This is a genomic window from Pedococcus soli, from assembly GCF_054782575.1.
In genome coordinates this window covers 510220-526581 of record NZ_BAAGSF010000001.1, presented here as the reverse complement: position 1 = coordinate 526581, position 16362 = coordinate 510220, and the positions used below count along the sequence as shown (strand labels likewise).

Here is a 16362-nt window from a genome sequence, read left to right as displayed (position 1 = left end):
CGGCGACCCATCTGGGGGCTAGAGCTGGACGGTCTCGTTGTCGCCCACGTCCGGACGGTCGCCGGTGACCTTGCTCTTCACGAGGGCGATGACGCTGGCCACCTTGCCGCCGGGGGTGTCCCAGTACTCCGCGGTCTCGGTGCTGACCTTGAGCAGGACCACGTTGGGGTCCTCCGGGCCGTTGGCGAACCACGCCTCGGCGAACGGGTTCCACAGCTCCTTGTTCTTCGCGACGTCGCGGACGACCTCGGCGGTGCCGGAGACGGACACCCACGAGGACGAACCGGCGTACCCGATGTTCACGCGCGGGTCGGCCTGCACCTCGGACACCTTGGGGGAGGCGGCCGAGGCGAAGAACCACAGGTCGCCGTCGAACTCGACCTCCTGCGTGGCCATCGGGCGGCTGACGATGGCGCCGTCGGGCCCGATCGTCGTGAACATGCACGTGCGCTCGTCCTTGACGAGGTCGCGCACCTTGGCGACGGAGTCGGGGTCGTGCGTCGGGGTCTGCTGCGATTGGGTCACGGGTACGTCCTTCGTCGGCATCTGCCCTGCTCAGGGGCCTGTGCTTCGACGCTAACCCGCGGGCCGCGAGGCGGCACCTCCTGCAGCCGTCGCAGCGCAGACAGCGGTCCGGCCGGTCCACCGTGGCCGCCGATAGGATCCACGTATGCAGCTCGTGTACGACCTCGTCGTCGTTGCCCACCTCCTCGGCATGGCCGCCCTCGTCGGTGGTTGGCTGGTGCTGCTGGCCGGCGCCGGCTCCACGAGCGTCATGGCGTGGGGTGCCCGAGCGCAGCTCGTCACCGGGCTCGTCCTCGTGGGGCTCGCCGAGGGCGTGAGCTCGCTCGACGAGAACCTCAACCACACCAAGATCGGCGTCAAGCTGCTCATCGCGATCGCGGCCCTGGCCCTCGTGGAGATCGGTCGGGCCCGGACCAAGCGCGGACAGGACGGCGCGGGGCTCGTGCGCGCCGCCGGGGCCCTCGGCGCCCTCAACGTCGTCGTCGCGGCCGTCTGGAGCTGACGCCCCTCAGCGGGCGGGCGGGCCGCCGCGACCGACGGTGCGCGGTGGGTCGTAGCCACCCTCGGGCGGCACCATCTCCGCCCTCACCCCGAGCAGCCTGATCGGCCGGTCGTCGCCCAGGCCCCGCAACAGCTCGAGCGCGGTCGTGGCGATGACCGTGGCGTCGAACGTCGGCTCGGCGAGCTTGCGGATCCGGGTCGTCGTGAAGAACGGCGCGAAGCGCACCTTGAGGTGCACCCGCACGCACGCGCGGTCCTCGCGGCGGATGTCCTCGACGACCTGCTCGGCGAGGGCGTGCACGGCGTCCGAGATCTCCTGCGGCTCCACGAGGTTGGTCTGGTAGGTCGTCTCGCGTCCGTGGGCCCGGGCGATCCACGGAGTGTCGTCGACGGTGGTCGTGCCGGCGCCCTGGCCGAGCCGGCGGTAGTGCGGTCCCATCGACGGGCCGAACTCGCTCGCCAGCACCGCCTCGTCGGCCGTGGCCAGGTCGTACACCGTCGCGATGCCGTGGGCGGCAAGCCTGGCGGCGATGCGGGACCCGACGCCCCACAGGGCATCCGTCGGGCGCGCCCCCATCACCTCGAACCAGTTGTCACGCGTCAGCTCGAACACCCCGCGCGGCTTGCCGAAGTCGGTGGCGATCTTGGCGCGCACCGTCGTGTCGCCGACCCCGACCGAGCAGTGCAGGTCGGTCCGTTCGAGCACCGCGGCCTGGATCGACCGGGCCACCGCCCACGGGTCGTCGGTCTCGATGCCGACGAACGCCTCGTCCCACCCGAGCACCTGGACGACCGCCCCGGGAACGGCCTTGAGGGTGGCCATCACCTCGGCTGACGCGGCGTCGTAGGCGGGTCCGTCGACGGCGAGCACGACGGCCTCCGGGCACTTGCGGACGGCGAGCTTGAGCGGCATGCCGGAGTGGACGCCGAAGGCGCGCGCCTCGTAGGAGGCGGTGGACACCACGGCCCGCTCGGTGGGGTCGCCGCGTCCGCCGACGATGACGGGCAGGCCTGCGAGCTCCGGGCGGCGCAGGATCTCCACCGCCGCGATGAACTGGTCGAGGTCGACGTGCAGGACCCAGGGCCGGGCGGCGGGCTGGACCTCGGGTGCCATGGGCCCATCCTGCCCGGCAGGGGTGACGGTGTCAGGGGACCAGCAGCAGCTTGCCCCTGGTGCGGCGGGCCTCGAGGTCGTCGTAGGCGGTGGCGGCGTCGGAGAGGGCGTAGCGGCCGCCGACGTCGATGGCGAGGCGTCCGGCCGCGATGTCGCCGAGCACGGAGGTGCCTCGCTCGAGCAGCTCCTCACGCGTCTGGAGGTAGCTGCCCAGGGTCGGTCGGGTGACGAACAGCGAGCCACCCGTGTTGAGCCGCTGGAGGTCGAACGGCGGCACCTGACCGCTGGCGCCGCCGAAGAGCACCATCATCCCGCGCGGGCGCAGCGAGGCGAGCGAGGCGTCGAACGTGGACTTGCCGACGCCGTCGTAGGCGACGTCGACCCCGTTGTCCCCGTTGGCCTTTCGCACCTCGGCGGCGAGGTCGTCGACGTCGCTGTAGTTGATCGTGGCGTCGGCGCCGAGAGCTTTCGCGATCTCCAGCTTGTCGGCCGAACCCGCCGTCGCAACCACCCGGCCACCCTTGGCCTTGACCATCTGCACGAGCAGCTGGCCGACCCCGCCCGCTGCTGCGTGCACCAGGGCCACGGTGCCCGGCCCCACGGCATACGTGGAGTTGACGAGGTAGTGCGCCGTCATGCCCTGGAGCATGGCGGCTGCGGCGACGTCGAGGTCGACCCCGTCGGGGACGGGCACGAGCGAGTCGACCGCCCGGTTGGCGACCTTCGCGGCGGACCCGAGGCCGGAGCCCCAGGCGACGCGGTCGCCGACGGCGACTCCGGTCACCCCCTCGCCCAGCGCGGTCACCGTGCCGGCGCCCTCGGAGCAGGCGACGTACGGGGTGTCCATGGGGTAGACGCCCTGGCGCTGGTAGACGTCGATGAAGTTGACGCCGACCGCTGCCACCTCGACCTGCACCTCACCCCCGCCGGGCGGTGGGACGTCCCACTCCCGCACCTCGAGGACCGAGGAGTCGCCGTGCCGGGGGACCACGAGGGCGGGAGTGGTGGAAGCCATGCTCCCTACGCTAGGCGAGCGCCTTCTGGTAGGCGACCAGGGCCTTGACCGGAGCCTTGCGGGCGTAGGCCGACGCGAGCTGGGAGTCGTCGACGAACCACAGGTGGGTCATCGCGCCGGAGGTGCGCAGGGTGGTGCCGCTGGCGCACCTGCCGTCGACCGGCTTGAGCTTCTTCACGCCGCCACCGGTGCAGGTCTCGTGCGTGTGCCAGCGGACGTAGGGCTGGTAGGAGGCCGGCGGCGTCTTCTTCTCCGCGGTGAACATCACCCCGACCAGCCGGAAGGTGCCGTCGGCGGAACGGGAGTAGATCAGGGTCTCGGGGGCGTTCGGGTCGAGGATCCGGCCGTCCGTGCGGTTGGCCTTGTTGGGCACGTGCACGAGGCCGACTCCGAGGGCGTTCCGCCTGCCGTCCTTGCGCGCCGCCTTGCCGGCCTTGCCCGGCTTCGTGGATGCGCCGGCAGCGGCGCGCTGCTGGGCCACCTTCGCGACGAGCTCCTCCTCGCGGTCCCAGGCCGCCTGCACGTCGAAGCCTGCCTTCGTCGCGGCTGCGGGGTCGCGGTACGCGGTCGTCGCCGCGATGGTCCGGTCGAGCAGCTCCTTGGCCGCGGCGGTCTGCTCGGAGGTGGCCTTCGAGGTGTCGGGGAGGTCGGGGACGTCGGCGTGGTCGTGCGCCCCGGACTCCGAGGTCGCCGCGCCACTGGCGTGCGTGTGGCCGGCAGCGGCCGTCTCCTCGGTGTGGTCGTGGCCGGGGGCGGCGATGGCCGCTCCGCTCGCCACGAGCGCGACGGCCGCCACCGCACCGGTGACCAGGGCCGCCCGGCGCGGTGTCGAGGGGGTGCGAAGACGTCGTGGGACGAGACCGGCCGACGCCACCAGCGCCAGCCCCGCGCAGGCGAGCTCGAGGATCCCGCAGACGACGTCAGCGGCGCCGACCGCCTCGGCCACCCCGGCTTCCGGGCCGATCGGGAGCCCGCTGGTGCGCGAGACGACCCAGAGGAGGACGAGCGCGACCGATCCGGCGGCACCGACCGCCAGGACCCGGCGGGAGGCCGGTCGGGCCCAGAGCCAGGCGGCCCACGCCAGCTGGGCTGCGGCTGTGACCAGGAAGAACAGGCCTGCGGCCCACCACTCCCGGAAGTGGTCGGCACTCACGCCGACGTGGATGAGGGCCGCGCCCACGCTGAGCAGGGCCGCGCAACGGATGAGAAGGGTTCTGGTGTCCATGTCCCGCAGGGTGCCGCGCGCAGGTCTGGTGGGGGTTGCCCCGGTGTTCGAGGAGTGTTCGGGTTTCGCCACGGCGCGCGCACGTCCACGCCGGTATGCCGCGGTGGTGCTTGCGTGCCCATCTCCCGTCAGCGACGGTTGCGCCATGGACCCCACGCCCCGGGTGCTGCTCGTCGAGGACGAGCCCGCACTGGCCGAGCTCGCCCGGCTGTACCTCGAGCGGGACGCCCACCACGTCCACGTCGTGGGCGACGCCGATGCAGCGATCGAGGCGCTCGACGCCGGTGGCTTCGACGTGGTGCTGCTCGACATCGGGCTGCCGGGCAGCGTCGACGGGATCGGCCTGTGCCGCCGGATGCGGGCGCGTGAGGACTGGACCCCGGTGATCTTCGTGACCGCGCGCGACGACGAGGTCGACCGGATCGTCGGCCTCGAGCTGGGGGCCGACGACTACCTCACCAAGCCGTACTCGCCGCGCGAGCTGGCGGCCCGGGTACGTGCCCTGCTGCGGCGTCAGCGCCGGGCGGCCGAGGCTGCGGCTGCCGCCGGAGCGGCCCACGGTGAGCGCACGAGCCTGGTCGTCGGTCCACTGGTGCTGGAGACCGACACCCGCCGGGGTCGGCTCGACGGGGTCCCGATCGCGTTGACCACCACCGAGTTCGACCTCCTGGCGCACCTCATGACCAGACCGGGACGGGTCTGGACCAGGGGTGAGCTCCTCAGCGCCGTGTGGGGCTATCCCGCCGAGGACCCCACGCGCACGGTGGACGTCCACATCGCCCAGCTGCGGTCCAAGCTCGGGACCGCCAGCCCGATCCGCACCGTCCGCGGTGTGGGGTACAGCGTGGAGCGACCGTGAGCCGGACAGGCGTGCCGCTCGAACGACGGGTGGCAGTGCTCATGGCTGCGGTCGTGACCATCGCCGTCGTCGTCGCGGGTCTGGTGTCGGTCGGGCTCGTGCGCAGCGCTGCGCAGGACGAGGCGCGGAAGGCGTTGCGGAGCAAGGCAGACCTCGTCGTCGCCGTCCTCGACGCCAGCCGACCGGCCGACACCACGGCGGCGCTGCGGGTGGTCCGGCGACAGGACACCCCGGTCGCCTGGGTGACCCCCGCCGGTCGGGTGGTCGGCGATCAGCTGGCCCGCACGGCATACGGGCAGGTGGGTGCGGGAGCCGCGCAGGACGGGTCGCGTTCGACGCGCGTGGACGGGCGCACCGTGCTCGTCGAGATCCGGACCCTGGGGACGGGCGGCACGGTGGTGTTCGCGGAGCGGGCGAGCCTGGCGACCGGCGCGAGCCTGCGTCTGCTCAACCGGGTGCTGCTCGCCCTCGTCCTGGGACTGGTGCTCGCGGTCCTGGTCGCGGTGGTGTTCGCCCGTCGGCTGGCAGCCCCGCTGAGGGGCACGGCCGCCGCAGCGGGGCGGATGGCGGCCGGCGAGCGGCCGGTGCGGGTCAGCCCCTCCGGCCCGGTCGAGGTCGCGGCCACGGGGGAGGCCCTCAACGCCCTCGCCGAGGCGCTCGAGCACAGCGAGGCCCGGCAGCGCGAGTTCCTGCTGTCGGTGTCGCACGAGCTGCGGACCCCGCTCGGGGCGGTGAAGGGCTTCGCCGAGGGACTCGAGGACGGCGTCATCACCGGTGACGCGGTGCCGGCTGCGGGACGGACGATCGTGGGCGAGGCGAACCGACTCGAGCGGCTCGTCGCCGACCTGCTCGACCTCGCCCGGCTCGGGGCGGACGACTTCCGGTTCGACGTCGTCGACCTCGACCTGCGCGAGGTGGTGCGGGAGGCCGCGGCCGTGTGGGGGGAGCGGGCCCGCAGGGTGGGCGTCGCGTTCGCCGCCGAGGTCACGGACGAGCCCGTGTCCGTGCGGACGGACCCGGTCCGGCTGCGCCAGGTCGTGGACGGGCTCGCGGAGAACGCGCTCCGTGTCACCCCCGTAGGGGCGCCGCTCGTCGTGGCCCTGCGGGTCGAGCAGGGATCCGGGCCTGGAGCGAATCCGTCGGCAGTGCTGGAGGTTCGCGACGGTGGACCCGGACTCACCGCCGAGGACCGGGCTGTCGCCTTCGAGCGCAGCGAGCTGTACCAGCGCTACCGCGGCGTGCGGCGGGTCGGGACCGGTCTGGGGCTGGCGATCGTCAAGGCCCTCGTGGACGGCCTCGGTGGCGAGGTGTCGGTGCACGACGCGCCGCGCGAAGGTGGCACCTGCTTCCGGGTCCTGCTGCCGCTCGAACCCGAGGCGGCACAGCGTCAGGCGCCGGTCTCGATCCAGTAGCGCCGCTTCCCGCTCTGCTCGCGCTCGAAGCGTCCCCCGTTGGCCTCGATCGTGCGCGCCGAGGCGGTGTTGTCGAGGTCGCAGGTGACGAGCAGCCGGTCGATCCCGCGGGTGGCTGCGATCGGGATGACCTGCCGCAACGCGTCGCTGGCGAATCCTCGCCGCCGTGCTCCGGGCCGCACGCCGTAGCCGATGTGGCCGCCGATGCTCGCGAGCAGGGGGTGGTCGATCCGGTGCCGCAGCGAGATCGACCCGACGTACTCGTCCGGCCGCTCGGGGTCCTCCATCCACCAGTAGGTCGCGGTCGACCAGCCCGGAGGGCGCAGGCTCGCCTCGTCGGCGTCCCCGACGCGGTTGGCGACCAGCCGCTCGAACTCTGCCGGGTCGTCCAGTGCCTCGCGGGTGAACACCACCCCGGGGAAGTCGCCCTCGGCGGGCCAGTTGACGATCCCGTCGTAGGTCGCCTCCCCGGCGGCGCGGAACTCGTCCGCCGCCTCGAGGAACGAGCGGTGGAACCGGACGTGCGGGATCGCCAGCCGCACCATCCGCCTACTCTCCCAACCGGTTGATGACGGCGTCCAGCATCGGCTCGGTGAGCTTGCCGGTGAAGGTGTTCTGCTGGCTCACGTGGTAGCTCCCGACGAGCCGCACCTCGCGCCCGGCCGGCGTCCTGAGCAGCGCCTCGGCGCCGTGGCCGAACCGCGGCTTGGGCCGGGGCACCTCCCACCCCGACCGCCGGGCGCTCCCCAGGAACGCGTCCCACCCGATCGCCCCCAGCGCGAGGACGGCACGCAGCCGCGGCGCCGCGAGGGCCAGGTCGCGGTCCAGCCACGGGGCACAGGTCGCCTTCTCGACGGTGGTCGGCTTGTTGTCGGGTGGTGCGCAGCGGACCGCCGCGACGATGCGCAGGTTCGTCAGGACCAGTCCGTCGCCGGAGGCCCACGACGTCGGCTGGTTGGCGTACCCGCCGCGGTGCAACGCGGCATACAGCCAGTCCCCGGACCGGTCGCCGGTGAACATGCGGCCGGTGCGGTTGGTGCCGTTGGCCGCAGGGGCGAGACCCACGACGAGGACCTGCGCGTCGGGGTCCCCGAAGCCGGGTCCCGGACGGCCCCAGTAGGGCTGGTCCGCGAACGACGCGCGCCGGCCGGTCGTGGCCACCGACTCCCGCCACTGCACGAGGCGCGGGCACGCGCGGCACACGCTCACCCGCGCGTCGAGCTCGGCGACGTCGGGCGCACCCGTGGCGAGCTCCGCCACCTCCTCGGGTGACGACGCCACGGGGGTATGACGGGTGGCGGGGTCCCCGGGCCACCCCGTGCCGGGCGGCACCGGGGAGTCGAACAGCTGCCCGGTGACGGGGTGCGAGTCGCCCACGCGGCCACGGTAGACGCGCAGGTGCCGAGGCGCTCGCCTGTCGCCCGCGCCCGGGTCGTGCCACCCTCGGGGCGTGGCCGAGGCGAGAGACGAACGCGGGTGGCTTGCGGTGGTCGCCGACCGGGCCTGGCCGGGGCGGCCCACCCGCTGGACCGACCTGCCCACCCGCCTGCGACCGACCCTCGCGTGGGTGCTGCGGCTGACCTCGGCCGCCGTCATCGCGTGGCTCATCGCGGGCCGGGTCACGGGCATCTCGACCGACCTCACGGCACCCCTGACCGCCCTGCTCGTCGTCCAGGCCTCGGCGTTCTCCACGCTGCGGATGAGCGTGCTGCGCGTCGGTGCCGTCCTCACCGGGGTCCTGGTGGCCGTGGCGTTCTCGGCGCTGGCGGGGTTGTCGTGGTGGAGCCTGGGGGCCGTGATCGCTGCGTCGCTGGTGCTCGCCAAGGTCTTCCGGCTCGGGGAGCAGGCGCTGGAGGTCCCGATCAGCGCCATGCTCATCCTGGCTGTCGGGTCGCCGGACGTGGCGGCCGAGGCACGGGTCGCCCTGACCCTCGTCGGGGCGGCCGTGGGGGTCGTGTTCAACCTGCTGCTGCCGTCGGCCGTGCCGAGCGGCCGCGCGGGTTTGGCGGTGCTGCGCGTCGCGTACGCCATGGCGGACTGCCTGGACCGGGCCTCCCGGTCGATGGCCACCGACCGGCTGCGCCGCAGCGAGGTCGAGAGGTGGGCCGACGAGACGCGCGGGGTGGCCGCCCGGGTGGCAGAGGCGTCGGCGGTCGTGACGCAGGTCAAGGAGGGGCGCCGGTTCAACCCGCGGGCCCTGACGACGACCGACGTCGAGCCGGGGCTGCGCGAGGGCCTGGACCGGCTCGAGGCGAGCCTGCTGGCGATCCGGGCGCTGTTCACGGTGATCCTCGCCGAGCTCCCGCCCGACGCCGACGGGGACGAGGCTGCCGGCGCGGCCGCGGACGACGCGTTCGACGAGGACGCCCGCCAGGCGCTCTCGGTGGTCCTGGCCGACGTGGCCGACTGCTTGCGCGCCTACGGGCGGCTCGTGCACGCCGAGGCCGGTGGGGCGCAGGAGCGTGCCGAGGAGGCGCTCGCGGAGAGCCTGGAGATCCTGCGGGAGACCCGCGCCATCCTCACCGAGCTCCTCACGAGCCGGCCGGAGGGGCGGGTCGAGCTGTGGCTGCTGAGGGGTTCGGTGCTGGCCGCGGTGGAGCAGGTGCTCGTGCAGCTCGACCTCGAGCGACGGGCCCGGCTGCGGGCCGCGTGGCAGCGGCCGGCACCCATCTCGGTGGTCGCCCCACTGGTGCGCGACGCCCTGCCCGGCGCACGCACGCGGCGCCACGGCAGCTGGTCGGGCGCGCCCGACGCGGTCTCGGGCACGAGCACCACCCATCAGCCGCGCTGACCCGCGAAGACTCCGCGCCGACCCGCGCTGACCTGCCCTGACCTCCCCTGATGTGCGGATCCCGGCGGTCCACCGGTGCCGTTTCCGGCGCGAATCGCCGCTGGCCGGCGACGCCGAGGGCCATTCGTGCCGGATCCGGCGCTGGTCGTCCCCGCTGCCGGGTGGGCGGCCGAGCGTCAGGGGAGCGGGTGCACCGGGTCGGGGTCGGCCGCGAGCGGCTGCGTGCCTGCCGGACCGGGGGCGACGAGGTTGCGGACGCCCGGCGACAGCAGTGCGAGCGCCGTCGACACGACCATGACGACACCGCAGACGAGCAGCGCGCGGTGGGCGCCGAAGCGCTCGGCCGCCGGTCCGGCCAGGACCAGGCCGAGCGGTCCCAGCATGAGCGAGCCGAGCGCGTCGTACGAGCTCACCCGGGACAGCGAGGCCGCCGGGATGACCCGCTGCATCGTGGTCTGCCACAGGATGCCGAACAGGTCGAAGCAGACACCCATGACGAAGGCCGAGAGCACCACGACCCAGAGCGGGGCGCTGGCGCCGAGCAGGAGGTAGGGCGGCGCCGCGCCCAGGGTGAGGACGACGCCGAGCAGGATCGGGCGGCGAGGACGCAGGCGCAGGGCCACCAGGACGCCGACGATCAGCCCGACCGCCTCACCGGTCAGGACGGCGGTCCAGGCGGTGGGCCCACCGAGCTCGTTCCGGGCGACCACCGGCCCCAGGACGAGGTGCGCCGCCTGGAACACCATGACGAGCAGGGAGAACTGCACGACGACGACCCACAGCCACTGCCGCGACCGGAACTCGTCCCACCCGTCGCGCAGGTCCGCGAGCACCGAGCCCGACCCGTCGGCCACCGGGGTCCCGTCGACGACCGCGTCCCCGACGACCGCGTCCCCGACGAGCCCGGCCCCGTCGGCCACGTGCCCGACGGCCACGTCCCCGTCGGGCTCCCCGGAGGCTGGCTCGGCGGCCCCCGAGGGCAGTCGGATGAGGGCCACCATCACCCCCGCCGCGGCGAACGAGGCGCTCGCCAGCGCCAGCGCCCACCCGCCTCCCACGGCCGCGACCACGAGACCACCGGCGACGAGCCCGGAGACCCGGGCGATGTTGGTGCCCAGGGCGAGCAGCGCGTTCCCCTGCTGGAGGTGCTCGGGCGGCACCACCTCCGGGATGATCCCGGTGAGCGCCGGCCAGACGGTGGCCGTGGCCGTGCCCGACAGGACCGCGGCGGCCACCAGCCCCCACAGCGGCGCGCGCTCCATACCGATCATCAGGGCCAGCGCGGCGTGGGCCAGCGCGTTGACCCACTCCGCCGCCTGGAGCACGCGGTGGCGCGGGTAGCGGTCGGCGACCACGCCGCCCGCGAGGATGAACACGACCACGGCGACCGCCTCGGAGGCGAGGACCACCGACAGCGTGGTGGGGGTGGCGCCCGGGAGGTCGAGGATGCCGAAGGCCAGCGCGACGGGCGCGAACGCCACGGCGAGCATCGACAGGGTCCGGGCACTGACGAGCAGCGCGAACGGGCGTTCGCGCAGCAGGTCCCTCACCCGGGTGTCGGTGGCCACGTCCTCACGCTACGCAGCAGGGCAACCGGGTTTTCCGCCCGAACCCGCGCCCGCCCGGCGCAGGCCTCAGGCGGGCCGGGTCGGGATCCAGTAGCGGCGCACCCCGTTGCGGCTGTCCTCGTACTCGCCCCCGTTGCCCTCGATGACGGCCCGCGACCCGACGTTCTCCTCCAGGCAGGTGACGAGCACGCTCGGACCGTCGATCACCCCGTGGGCGAGCACCAGCGCGCGGGCCAGGGCCCGGCTGGCGTGCCCACGGCGACGCGCCGTGGGGCGGACGCTGTAGCCGATGTGGCCGCCCTCCTCGAGCAGCCGGTCGGTGAGCCGGTGCCGGATCGCCAGCGACCCCACGTACTCGTCGCCGACGACCATCCACAGGAACGTCACGGGCGTCCAGGCGTGCCGGCGCGGGGCGTCGTCGTCCCGGGCGCGCCGCCGCAGGGCCACGAACCGGGCGAACTCCTCCGGGTCGCGCAGGCTCTCGCGGGTGAAGCTGAAGCCGGCGTACCCGGGCTCGGGCTCGTGCACCCAGTCGCCGTCGCCGTCACGCTGCTCCCGCGACGCGAGGAACTCGTCGGACGCGGTCAGGTAGGACTCCTGGTGGCGCAGGTGCGGGGCGACGAGACGGGTCATGCGGCGACGCTACCTGTCGGCACGGGCACGTAGGCTGGGGCCAACATGAGCACGCTGTTCGACGACCTGCCCTTCGACGGTCACCCGTCTCCCGACTCCCGACCTTCGGCAGCGGCTGCCCGAGCGACCGCCGTGGACGAGCGTGGAGTGCCCACGTGGGCCCAGGCCGCCGCCGAGGGCCATGGGCCCGACGACGCCGCCGCCCGTCACGCCGACCCCGAGAGCCTGCTCGAGGGACTCAACACCCAGCAGCGCGAGGCCGTGCTGCACGAGGGTTCGCCCCTGCTCATCGTCGCCGGTGCCGGGTCGGGCAAGACCCGTGTCCTCACCAACCGGATCGCCTACCTCCTCGGCGCCCGTGGGGTGCAGCCCGGCCAGGTCCTGGCCATCACCTTCACCAACAAGGCCGCGGCCGAGATGCGCGAGCGCGTCGCCGCCCTGGTGGGCCCTCGCGCCAAGGCGATGTGGGTCATGACCTTCCACTCGGCCTGCGTCCGGATCCTGCGCCGCGAGGCGACCAAGGTGGGGCTGAAGTCGACGTTCTCCATCTACGACGCCGCCGACAGCCAGCGGCTCATGGCGATGGTCATGCGCGACCTCGACCTCGACCCGAAGCGCTACCCGCCGCGGTCGTTCAGCCACCAGGTGTCCAACCTCAAGAACGAGCTCGTCGACGAGGAGACCTTCTCGTCCCAGGTCGCCGAGGGCACCCACCAGGAGCGGATGCTCGCCGAGGCCTACACCGGCTACCAGCGGCGCCTGCGCCAGGCCAACGCCCTCGACTTCGACGACCTGATCATGACCACGGTCAACATCCTCCAGGCGTTCCCCGACGTCGCCGAGCACTACCGCCGCCGGTTCCGCCACGTCCTCGTCGACGAGTACCAGGACACCAACCACGCGCAGTACCAGCTCGTGCGTGAGCTGGTCGGTGGTGCCGCCGGCACGGCCGGTATGCCGCTGGGTGACGGACCCGAGGTGCCGCCCGCCGAGCTCGTGGTGGTCGGCGACGCCGACCAGTCGATCTACGCCTTCCGCGGCGCGACGATCCGCAACATCGTGGAGTTCGAGCAGGACTACCCCGACGCGCGGACCATCCTGCTCGAGCAGAACTACCGCTCGACCCAGACGATCCTCCAGGCCGCCAACTCGGTCATCGCAAAGAACCCCGAGCGTCGCAAGAAGAACCTCTGGACCGACAGCGGCGACGGCGCCCTCATCGTCGGCTACGTCGGCGACAACGAGCACGACGAGGCCGCCTTCGTGGCCAAGACGATCGACGAGCTCGGCGACTCGGCCGGCGTGAAGCCCAAGGACGTCGCGGTCTTCTACCGCACCAACGCCCAGTCCCGGGCGCTGGAAGAGGTCTTCGTGCGGGTCGGCCTGCCCTACAAGGTGGTGGGTGGCACGCGGTTCTACGAGCGGCGCGAGGTCAAGGACGCCCTGGCCTACCTGCGCGTCATCTCCAACCCCACCGACACGGTGAACCTCCGCCGCATCCTCAACGTGCCCAAGCGCGGGATCGGTGACCGCGCCGAGGCCTGCGTGGCGGCCCTGGCCGAGCGCGAGCGCATCCCGTTCGTCGCCGCCCTCGGCCGACCCGAGGACGCTCCCGGCATCGCCACCCGCTCGGTCGCCGCCATCAAGGGCTTCACCGGCCTGCTCGAGGAGCTCGGCCGCGTCCACGCCGACGACGAGCAGGGCATCGGTGCGCTGCTCGAGGCCGTCATCGAGAAGTCCGGGTACCTCGCCGAGCTGCGTGCGTCCCACGACCCGCAGGACGAGACCCGGGTCGAGAACCTCGCCGAGCTCGTGGCGGTCGCCCAGGAGTTCGACGAGACCCGCGCACAGACCGGCGAGGTCGCCACGCTCGAGGACTTCCTCGAGCAGGTGTCGCTCGTCGCCGACGCCGACGAGATCCCCGACGGCGAGGAGGCCGAGGACCTCGGGGTCGTGACGCTGATGACGCTGCACACCGCGAAGGGCCTGGAGTTCCCCGTCGTGTTCCTCACCGGGCTCGAGGACGGGACCTTCCCGCACCTGCGGTCCCTGGGCGACCCCAAGGAGCTCGAGGAGGAGCGGCGGCTGGCCTACGTCGGCATCACCCGGGCCCGCGAGCGACTGCACCTCTCGCGCGCTGCGGTGCGCTCTGCGTGGGGAGCCCCGCAGTACAACCCGGCGAGCCGGTTCCTCGACGAGATCCCGGCCCACCTCGTCGACTGGCAGCGTGCGGAGGCCGCGACCAGCTACCGGCGCTCCTCGACCCCGGCGGTCGCCCGCCTCGCCGAGCGTCCCGGTGTCCGCTCGCCCGGCAACCGCCCGCTCATCTCGTTGCACGCCGGTGACAAGGTCACCCACGACAGCTACGGCATGGGGACGGTCGTCAAGACCGAGGGTGAGGGCGACAAGACGCAGGCGCACGTCGACTTCGGCGGCGACACCGGCGTCAAGCGGTTCCTGCTGCGCTACGCCCCGCTCGAGAAGCTCTAGCCCGCAGGCTCCAGCCCGCAGGATCTGGCCCGCAGGCTCCAGCCCGCAGGCTCCAGCCCGTGGGCTCTGGCCCGCAGGGCTCGGTCGGCCCGGCGCCATACCCGGGTATGGGGCGTGGCCGGACGACGAAGGCGCCCCGCGGGAGTCCGCGGGGCGCCTTCGTCGGTGCGCATGGGGCCTACTGGAGGCCGTGGTCCTTGAGCCAGGGGGCCGGGTCGATCGCCGCGCCGCCCTCGGGGTGGATCTCGAGGTGCAGGTGGGGGCCGGTCGAGTGCCCGGTGTTGCCGGAGGTGCCGACCAGGTCGCCGGGGGCCACCTTGTCGCCCTCCTTGACGCTGATCGAGTTCATGTGGCCGTACACCGACACGGTGCCGTCCCAGTACTCGATCTCGACCTTGTTGCCGTACCCGCCCTGGACGCCGGCGAAGACGATGGTGCCCGTCGACATGGCGTGCAGCGGGGTGCCCACGGGCGTGCCGAAGTCGTCGCCTTGGTGCATCCGGCCCCAGCGCCAGCCGAAGCCGGAGGTGAAGACCGCGCCCTTGATCGGCATGAGCCACTTCTCGGCGTTCTTGCGCTTGGCCTCGGCCTTGGCGATCGCAGCGGCGGCGACCTTCTTCTTCGCGACCGCCGCGCGCTCGGCGCTGCGCGCGATCCGCTGGGCCTCGACGGCCCGGCTCTCGGCGGTGGTCACCTGGAGCTCACGCTGCTGGGTGGCCTCGACGCGGTCGAACTCCGCGAGGGCGGCGCTCTGGGCCCGGCTCTTGGCCTGGGTGCCCGCGAGGTCGAGGTGGACCGGGGACGACTCGGCCACCGTGGCCCCGGTCGTCGTCACGACGAGGGCAGCGGCTGCCGCCGTCGGGAGGACGAAGCCGCCACGGAATCCTGCGGGGATGCGCGGCCCACGCCGGGGCGCACGGTGGCGGCCCGGGACGCGGTGACGGCCCTGGTAGGAGGGGGAGGAGCTCACGGAGAAAAGTTGCCTTGCGTGCGGGGACACGGAAGCCAATACCGTAGCGTGACCAGTTCGTTATCCAAAATACGCGTCCACGGTCGGGACGTTATCCTCCACCGCCGCGTGGGTCTGCTCGGCCGGACCGCGACGTCCTCGCAGGTCAGGAGGTTGCGCGGGACGTCCGACGGGGGAGCTCGGTCACGCCGGGGGTGACCGTGTGCCCCTCGGAGTCGAGGTGCGCCAGGGTCGAGGAGATGCCGTGCACCACGCTGCCGATGATGGGCAGTGACATGTGGCCGACCCCGTGGAGGTCGATGTTCCGCACGCTCAGGTCGGGGTGGTCGAGGGCGGCGTTGCGCTGCGGGAAGACCATCTGGTCCAGGTCGGACCAGTAGACGACGAAGCGCGTGCGGCACTGCGGCACGGGTTGGTCGAGCTCGCGCATCAGGCCGCTGTGCGGTCGCAGCTGGCGGGTCAGCTGGTTGTGCCAGCCGTAGGCCGTGTAGGTGCCCTGGTGCGGGGTCCCCAGCGTCACGAGCGTGTGGACGCGGGCGTCGCCGCCCAGGCGGGTGATGTAGTACCGGGCGATCAGGCCGCCCATCGAGTGCCCGACCACGTGGATGCGCTCGTACCCCGTCTCGGCCACGAGGGCCTCGACCTCCTCCGCCAGCTGCGCGGCGGCCACGCGGACGTCGGCGGTGAACATCGAGTAGTTCATGCTCACGACCCGGCCGAACCCGCGGCGGCGCAGGCCGAGCCGCAGGAGGGTGAAGATCGAGCGGTTGTCGACCATGCCGTGGACCAGCAGGATCGGCGTCCCCGCAGCCTCCACGTCCGAGATGACGAGCCCGCGCTGCGTCGGGGGCAGGTGCTCGACGCGGTACTCCAGCTGGCTGTCCCGACCGTGTCGTCCGACCAGGCCCCAGGGGTACAGCGCCAGGTGGGTCGTGAGCCAGGCCGCCTCGACCGCGGCGCCGAGCAACCCGGTGGGGGTGGCGAGGGCCTTGGCAGCTCCGCCGACCACGTCCTGGGCCGCGGTGGTGGCGGCGACGACGGTCCCGGTGACCCGACCGGCCGCCCCACCGGCCAGCCGTCCGATCGCCCGCGCCTGGCGCGGGACGTCACCCGACGGCGACCGCAGCGCTGCGGGGCGTCGGCGCGGACGCGGGCTGCTCTGCGACATGACCCCCCGAACCTAGCCGAGCGGGTGCCCCCTCGCGCGCGCAACGGGCCGGGCGGAGCCGGTGTGGCGTGCGTCGCCCCGAGGCGATGCC

At 73.5% G+C, this 16362-nt stretch carries 15 protein-coding genes; 5 read left to right on the top strand and 10 right to left on the bottom strand.

The window, feature by feature from the left end:
* Nucleotides 1-18: 18 nt before the first annotated feature.
* Nucleotides 19-525 carry a pyridoxamine 5'-phosphate oxidase family protein gene (locus tag ACYVKF_RS02300; protein ID WP_460964563.1) on the bottom strand — a complete coding sequence of 169 codons (507 nt, stop codon included), beginning with the start codon at nucleotides 523-525 and terminating at the stop codon, nucleotides 19-21.
* A 145-nt stretch (nucleotides 526-670) separates the two neighbouring features.
* Here ACYVKF_RS02300 and ACYVKF_RS02295 point away from each other — a divergent pair, with 145 nt between their 5' ends.
* Entirely contained in the window at nucleotides 671-1027 is a 357-nt protein-coding gene (locus tag ACYVKF_RS02295) for a hypothetical protein (protein ID WP_460964561.1), read from the top strand.
* Between the two features lie 6 nt (nucleotides 1028-1033).
* On the opposite strand, the gene ACYVKF_RS02290 is transcribed toward ACYVKF_RS02295, so the two are convergent.
* Genes ACYVKF_RS02290 through ACYVKF_RS02280 form a run of 3 tightly spaced genes read right to left on the bottom strand, consistent with a single transcriptional unit; the run spans nucleotide 1034 to nucleotide 4380 of the window.
* A complete protein-coding gene (locus ACYVKF_RS02290; protein WP_460964559.1) occupies nucleotides 1034-2140 on the bottom strand; it encodes a DNA polymerase IV in 1107 nt (368 codons plus the stop codon).
* 31 nt (nucleotides 2141-2171) lie between these two features.
* Nucleotides 2172-3155: a quinone oxidoreductase family protein gene (locus ACYVKF_RS02285; RefSeq protein WP_460964557.1), complete on the bottom strand. Its 984-nt coding sequence runs from the start codon at nucleotides 3153-3155 to the stop codon at nucleotides 2172-2174.
* A gap of 10 nt (nucleotides 3156-3165) precedes the next feature.
* The gene (locus ACYVKF_RS02280; RefSeq protein WP_460964555.1) at nucleotides 3166-4380 is read right to left on the bottom strand and encodes a hypothetical protein; all 1215 of its coding nucleotides are present in this window, start codon (nucleotides 4378-4380) and stop codon (nucleotides 3166-3168) included.
* Between the two features lie 145 nt (nucleotides 4381-4525).
* Between ACYVKF_RS02280 and ACYVKF_RS02275 the strand changes: the two genes are divergently transcribed.
* Together ACYVKF_RS02275 and ACYVKF_RS02270 are read left to right on the top strand one after the other, a co-directional pair.
* Nucleotides 4526-5239, top strand: coding sequence for a response regulator transcription factor (locus ACYVKF_RS02275; RefSeq protein ID WP_460964553.1), 714 nt, complete (start codon nucleotides 4526-4528; stop codon nucleotides 5237-5239).
* Nucleotides 5236-6651: a sensor histidine kinase gene (locus ACYVKF_RS02270; RefSeq protein ID WP_460964551.1), complete on the top strand. Its 1416-nt coding sequence runs from the start codon at nucleotides 5236-5238 to the stop codon at nucleotides 6649-6651. Before ACYVKF_RS02275 ends, ACYVKF_RS02270 begins: the two co-directional genes overlap by 4 nt.
* Here the strand turns inward: ACYVKF_RS02270 and ACYVKF_RS02265 are convergent.
* The gene (locus ACYVKF_RS02265) at nucleotides 6627-7196 is read right to left on the bottom strand and encodes a GNAT family N-acetyltransferase (protein ID WP_460964549.1); all 570 of its coding nucleotides are present in this window, start codon (nucleotides 7194-7196) and stop codon (nucleotides 6627-6629) included. The two genes, ACYVKF_RS02270 and ACYVKF_RS02265, sit on opposite strands and share 25 nt — an antisense overlap.
* 4 nt (nucleotides 7197-7200) lie before the next feature.
* Nucleotides 7201-8028: a uracil-DNA glycosylase gene (locus ACYVKF_RS02260; RefSeq protein ID WP_460964547.1), complete on the bottom strand. Its 828-nt coding sequence runs from the start codon at nucleotides 8026-8028 to the stop codon at nucleotides 7201-7203.
* A gap of 73 nt (nucleotides 8029-8101) precedes the next feature.
* Here ACYVKF_RS02260 and ACYVKF_RS02255 point away from each other — a divergent pair, with 73 nt between their 5' ends.
* Complete coding sequence (locus ACYVKF_RS02255; protein WP_460964545.1) at nucleotides 8102-9442, top strand: FUSC family protein; 1341 nt, start codon at nucleotides 8102-8104, stop codon at nucleotides 9440-9442.
* 176 nt (nucleotides 9443-9618) lie between these two features.
* Here the strand turns inward: ACYVKF_RS02255 and ACYVKF_RS02250 are convergent, their stop codons facing one another.
* A complete protein-coding gene (locus ACYVKF_RS02250; RefSeq protein ID WP_460964543.1) occupies nucleotides 9619-11010 on the bottom strand; it encodes an MFS transporter in 1392 nt (463 codons plus the stop codon).
* 66 nt (nucleotides 11011-11076) lie between these two features.
* Nucleotides 11077-11643 (bottom strand): GNAT family N-acetyltransferase, encoded by a 567-nt coding sequence (locus ACYVKF_RS02245; RefSeq protein WP_460964541.1) that lies wholly within the window; start codon nucleotides 11641-11643, stop codon nucleotides 11077-11079.
* A gap of 45 nt (nucleotides 11644-11688) precedes the next feature.
* On the opposite strand from ACYVKF_RS02245, the gene pcrA reads away from it, so the two are divergent.
* Nucleotides 11689-14133 carry a DNA helicase PcrA gene (gene pcrA, locus ACYVKF_RS02240; protein ID WP_056916673.1) on the top strand — a complete coding sequence of 815 codons (2445 nt, stop codon included), beginning with the start codon at nucleotides 11689-11691 and terminating at the stop codon, nucleotides 14131-14133.
* 178 nt (nucleotides 14134-14311) lie between these two features.
* Here the strand turns inward: pcrA and ACYVKF_RS02235 are convergent, their stop codons facing one another.
* Both ACYVKF_RS02235 and ACYVKF_RS02230 read right to left on the bottom strand, forming a co-directional pair.
* Nucleotides 14312-15103 (bottom strand): M23 family metallopeptidase, encoded by a 792-nt coding sequence (locus ACYVKF_RS02235; protein WP_157581503.1) that lies wholly within the window; start codon nucleotides 15101-15103, stop codon nucleotides 14312-14314.
* 145 nt (nucleotides 15104-15248) lie between these two features.
* Nucleotides 15249-16271: a lipase family alpha/beta hydrolase gene (locus ACYVKF_RS02230; protein ID WP_460964538.1), complete on the bottom strand. Its 1023-nt coding sequence runs from the start codon at nucleotides 16269-16271 to the stop codon at nucleotides 15249-15251.
* Nucleotides 16272-16362 lie beyond the last annotated feature (91 nt).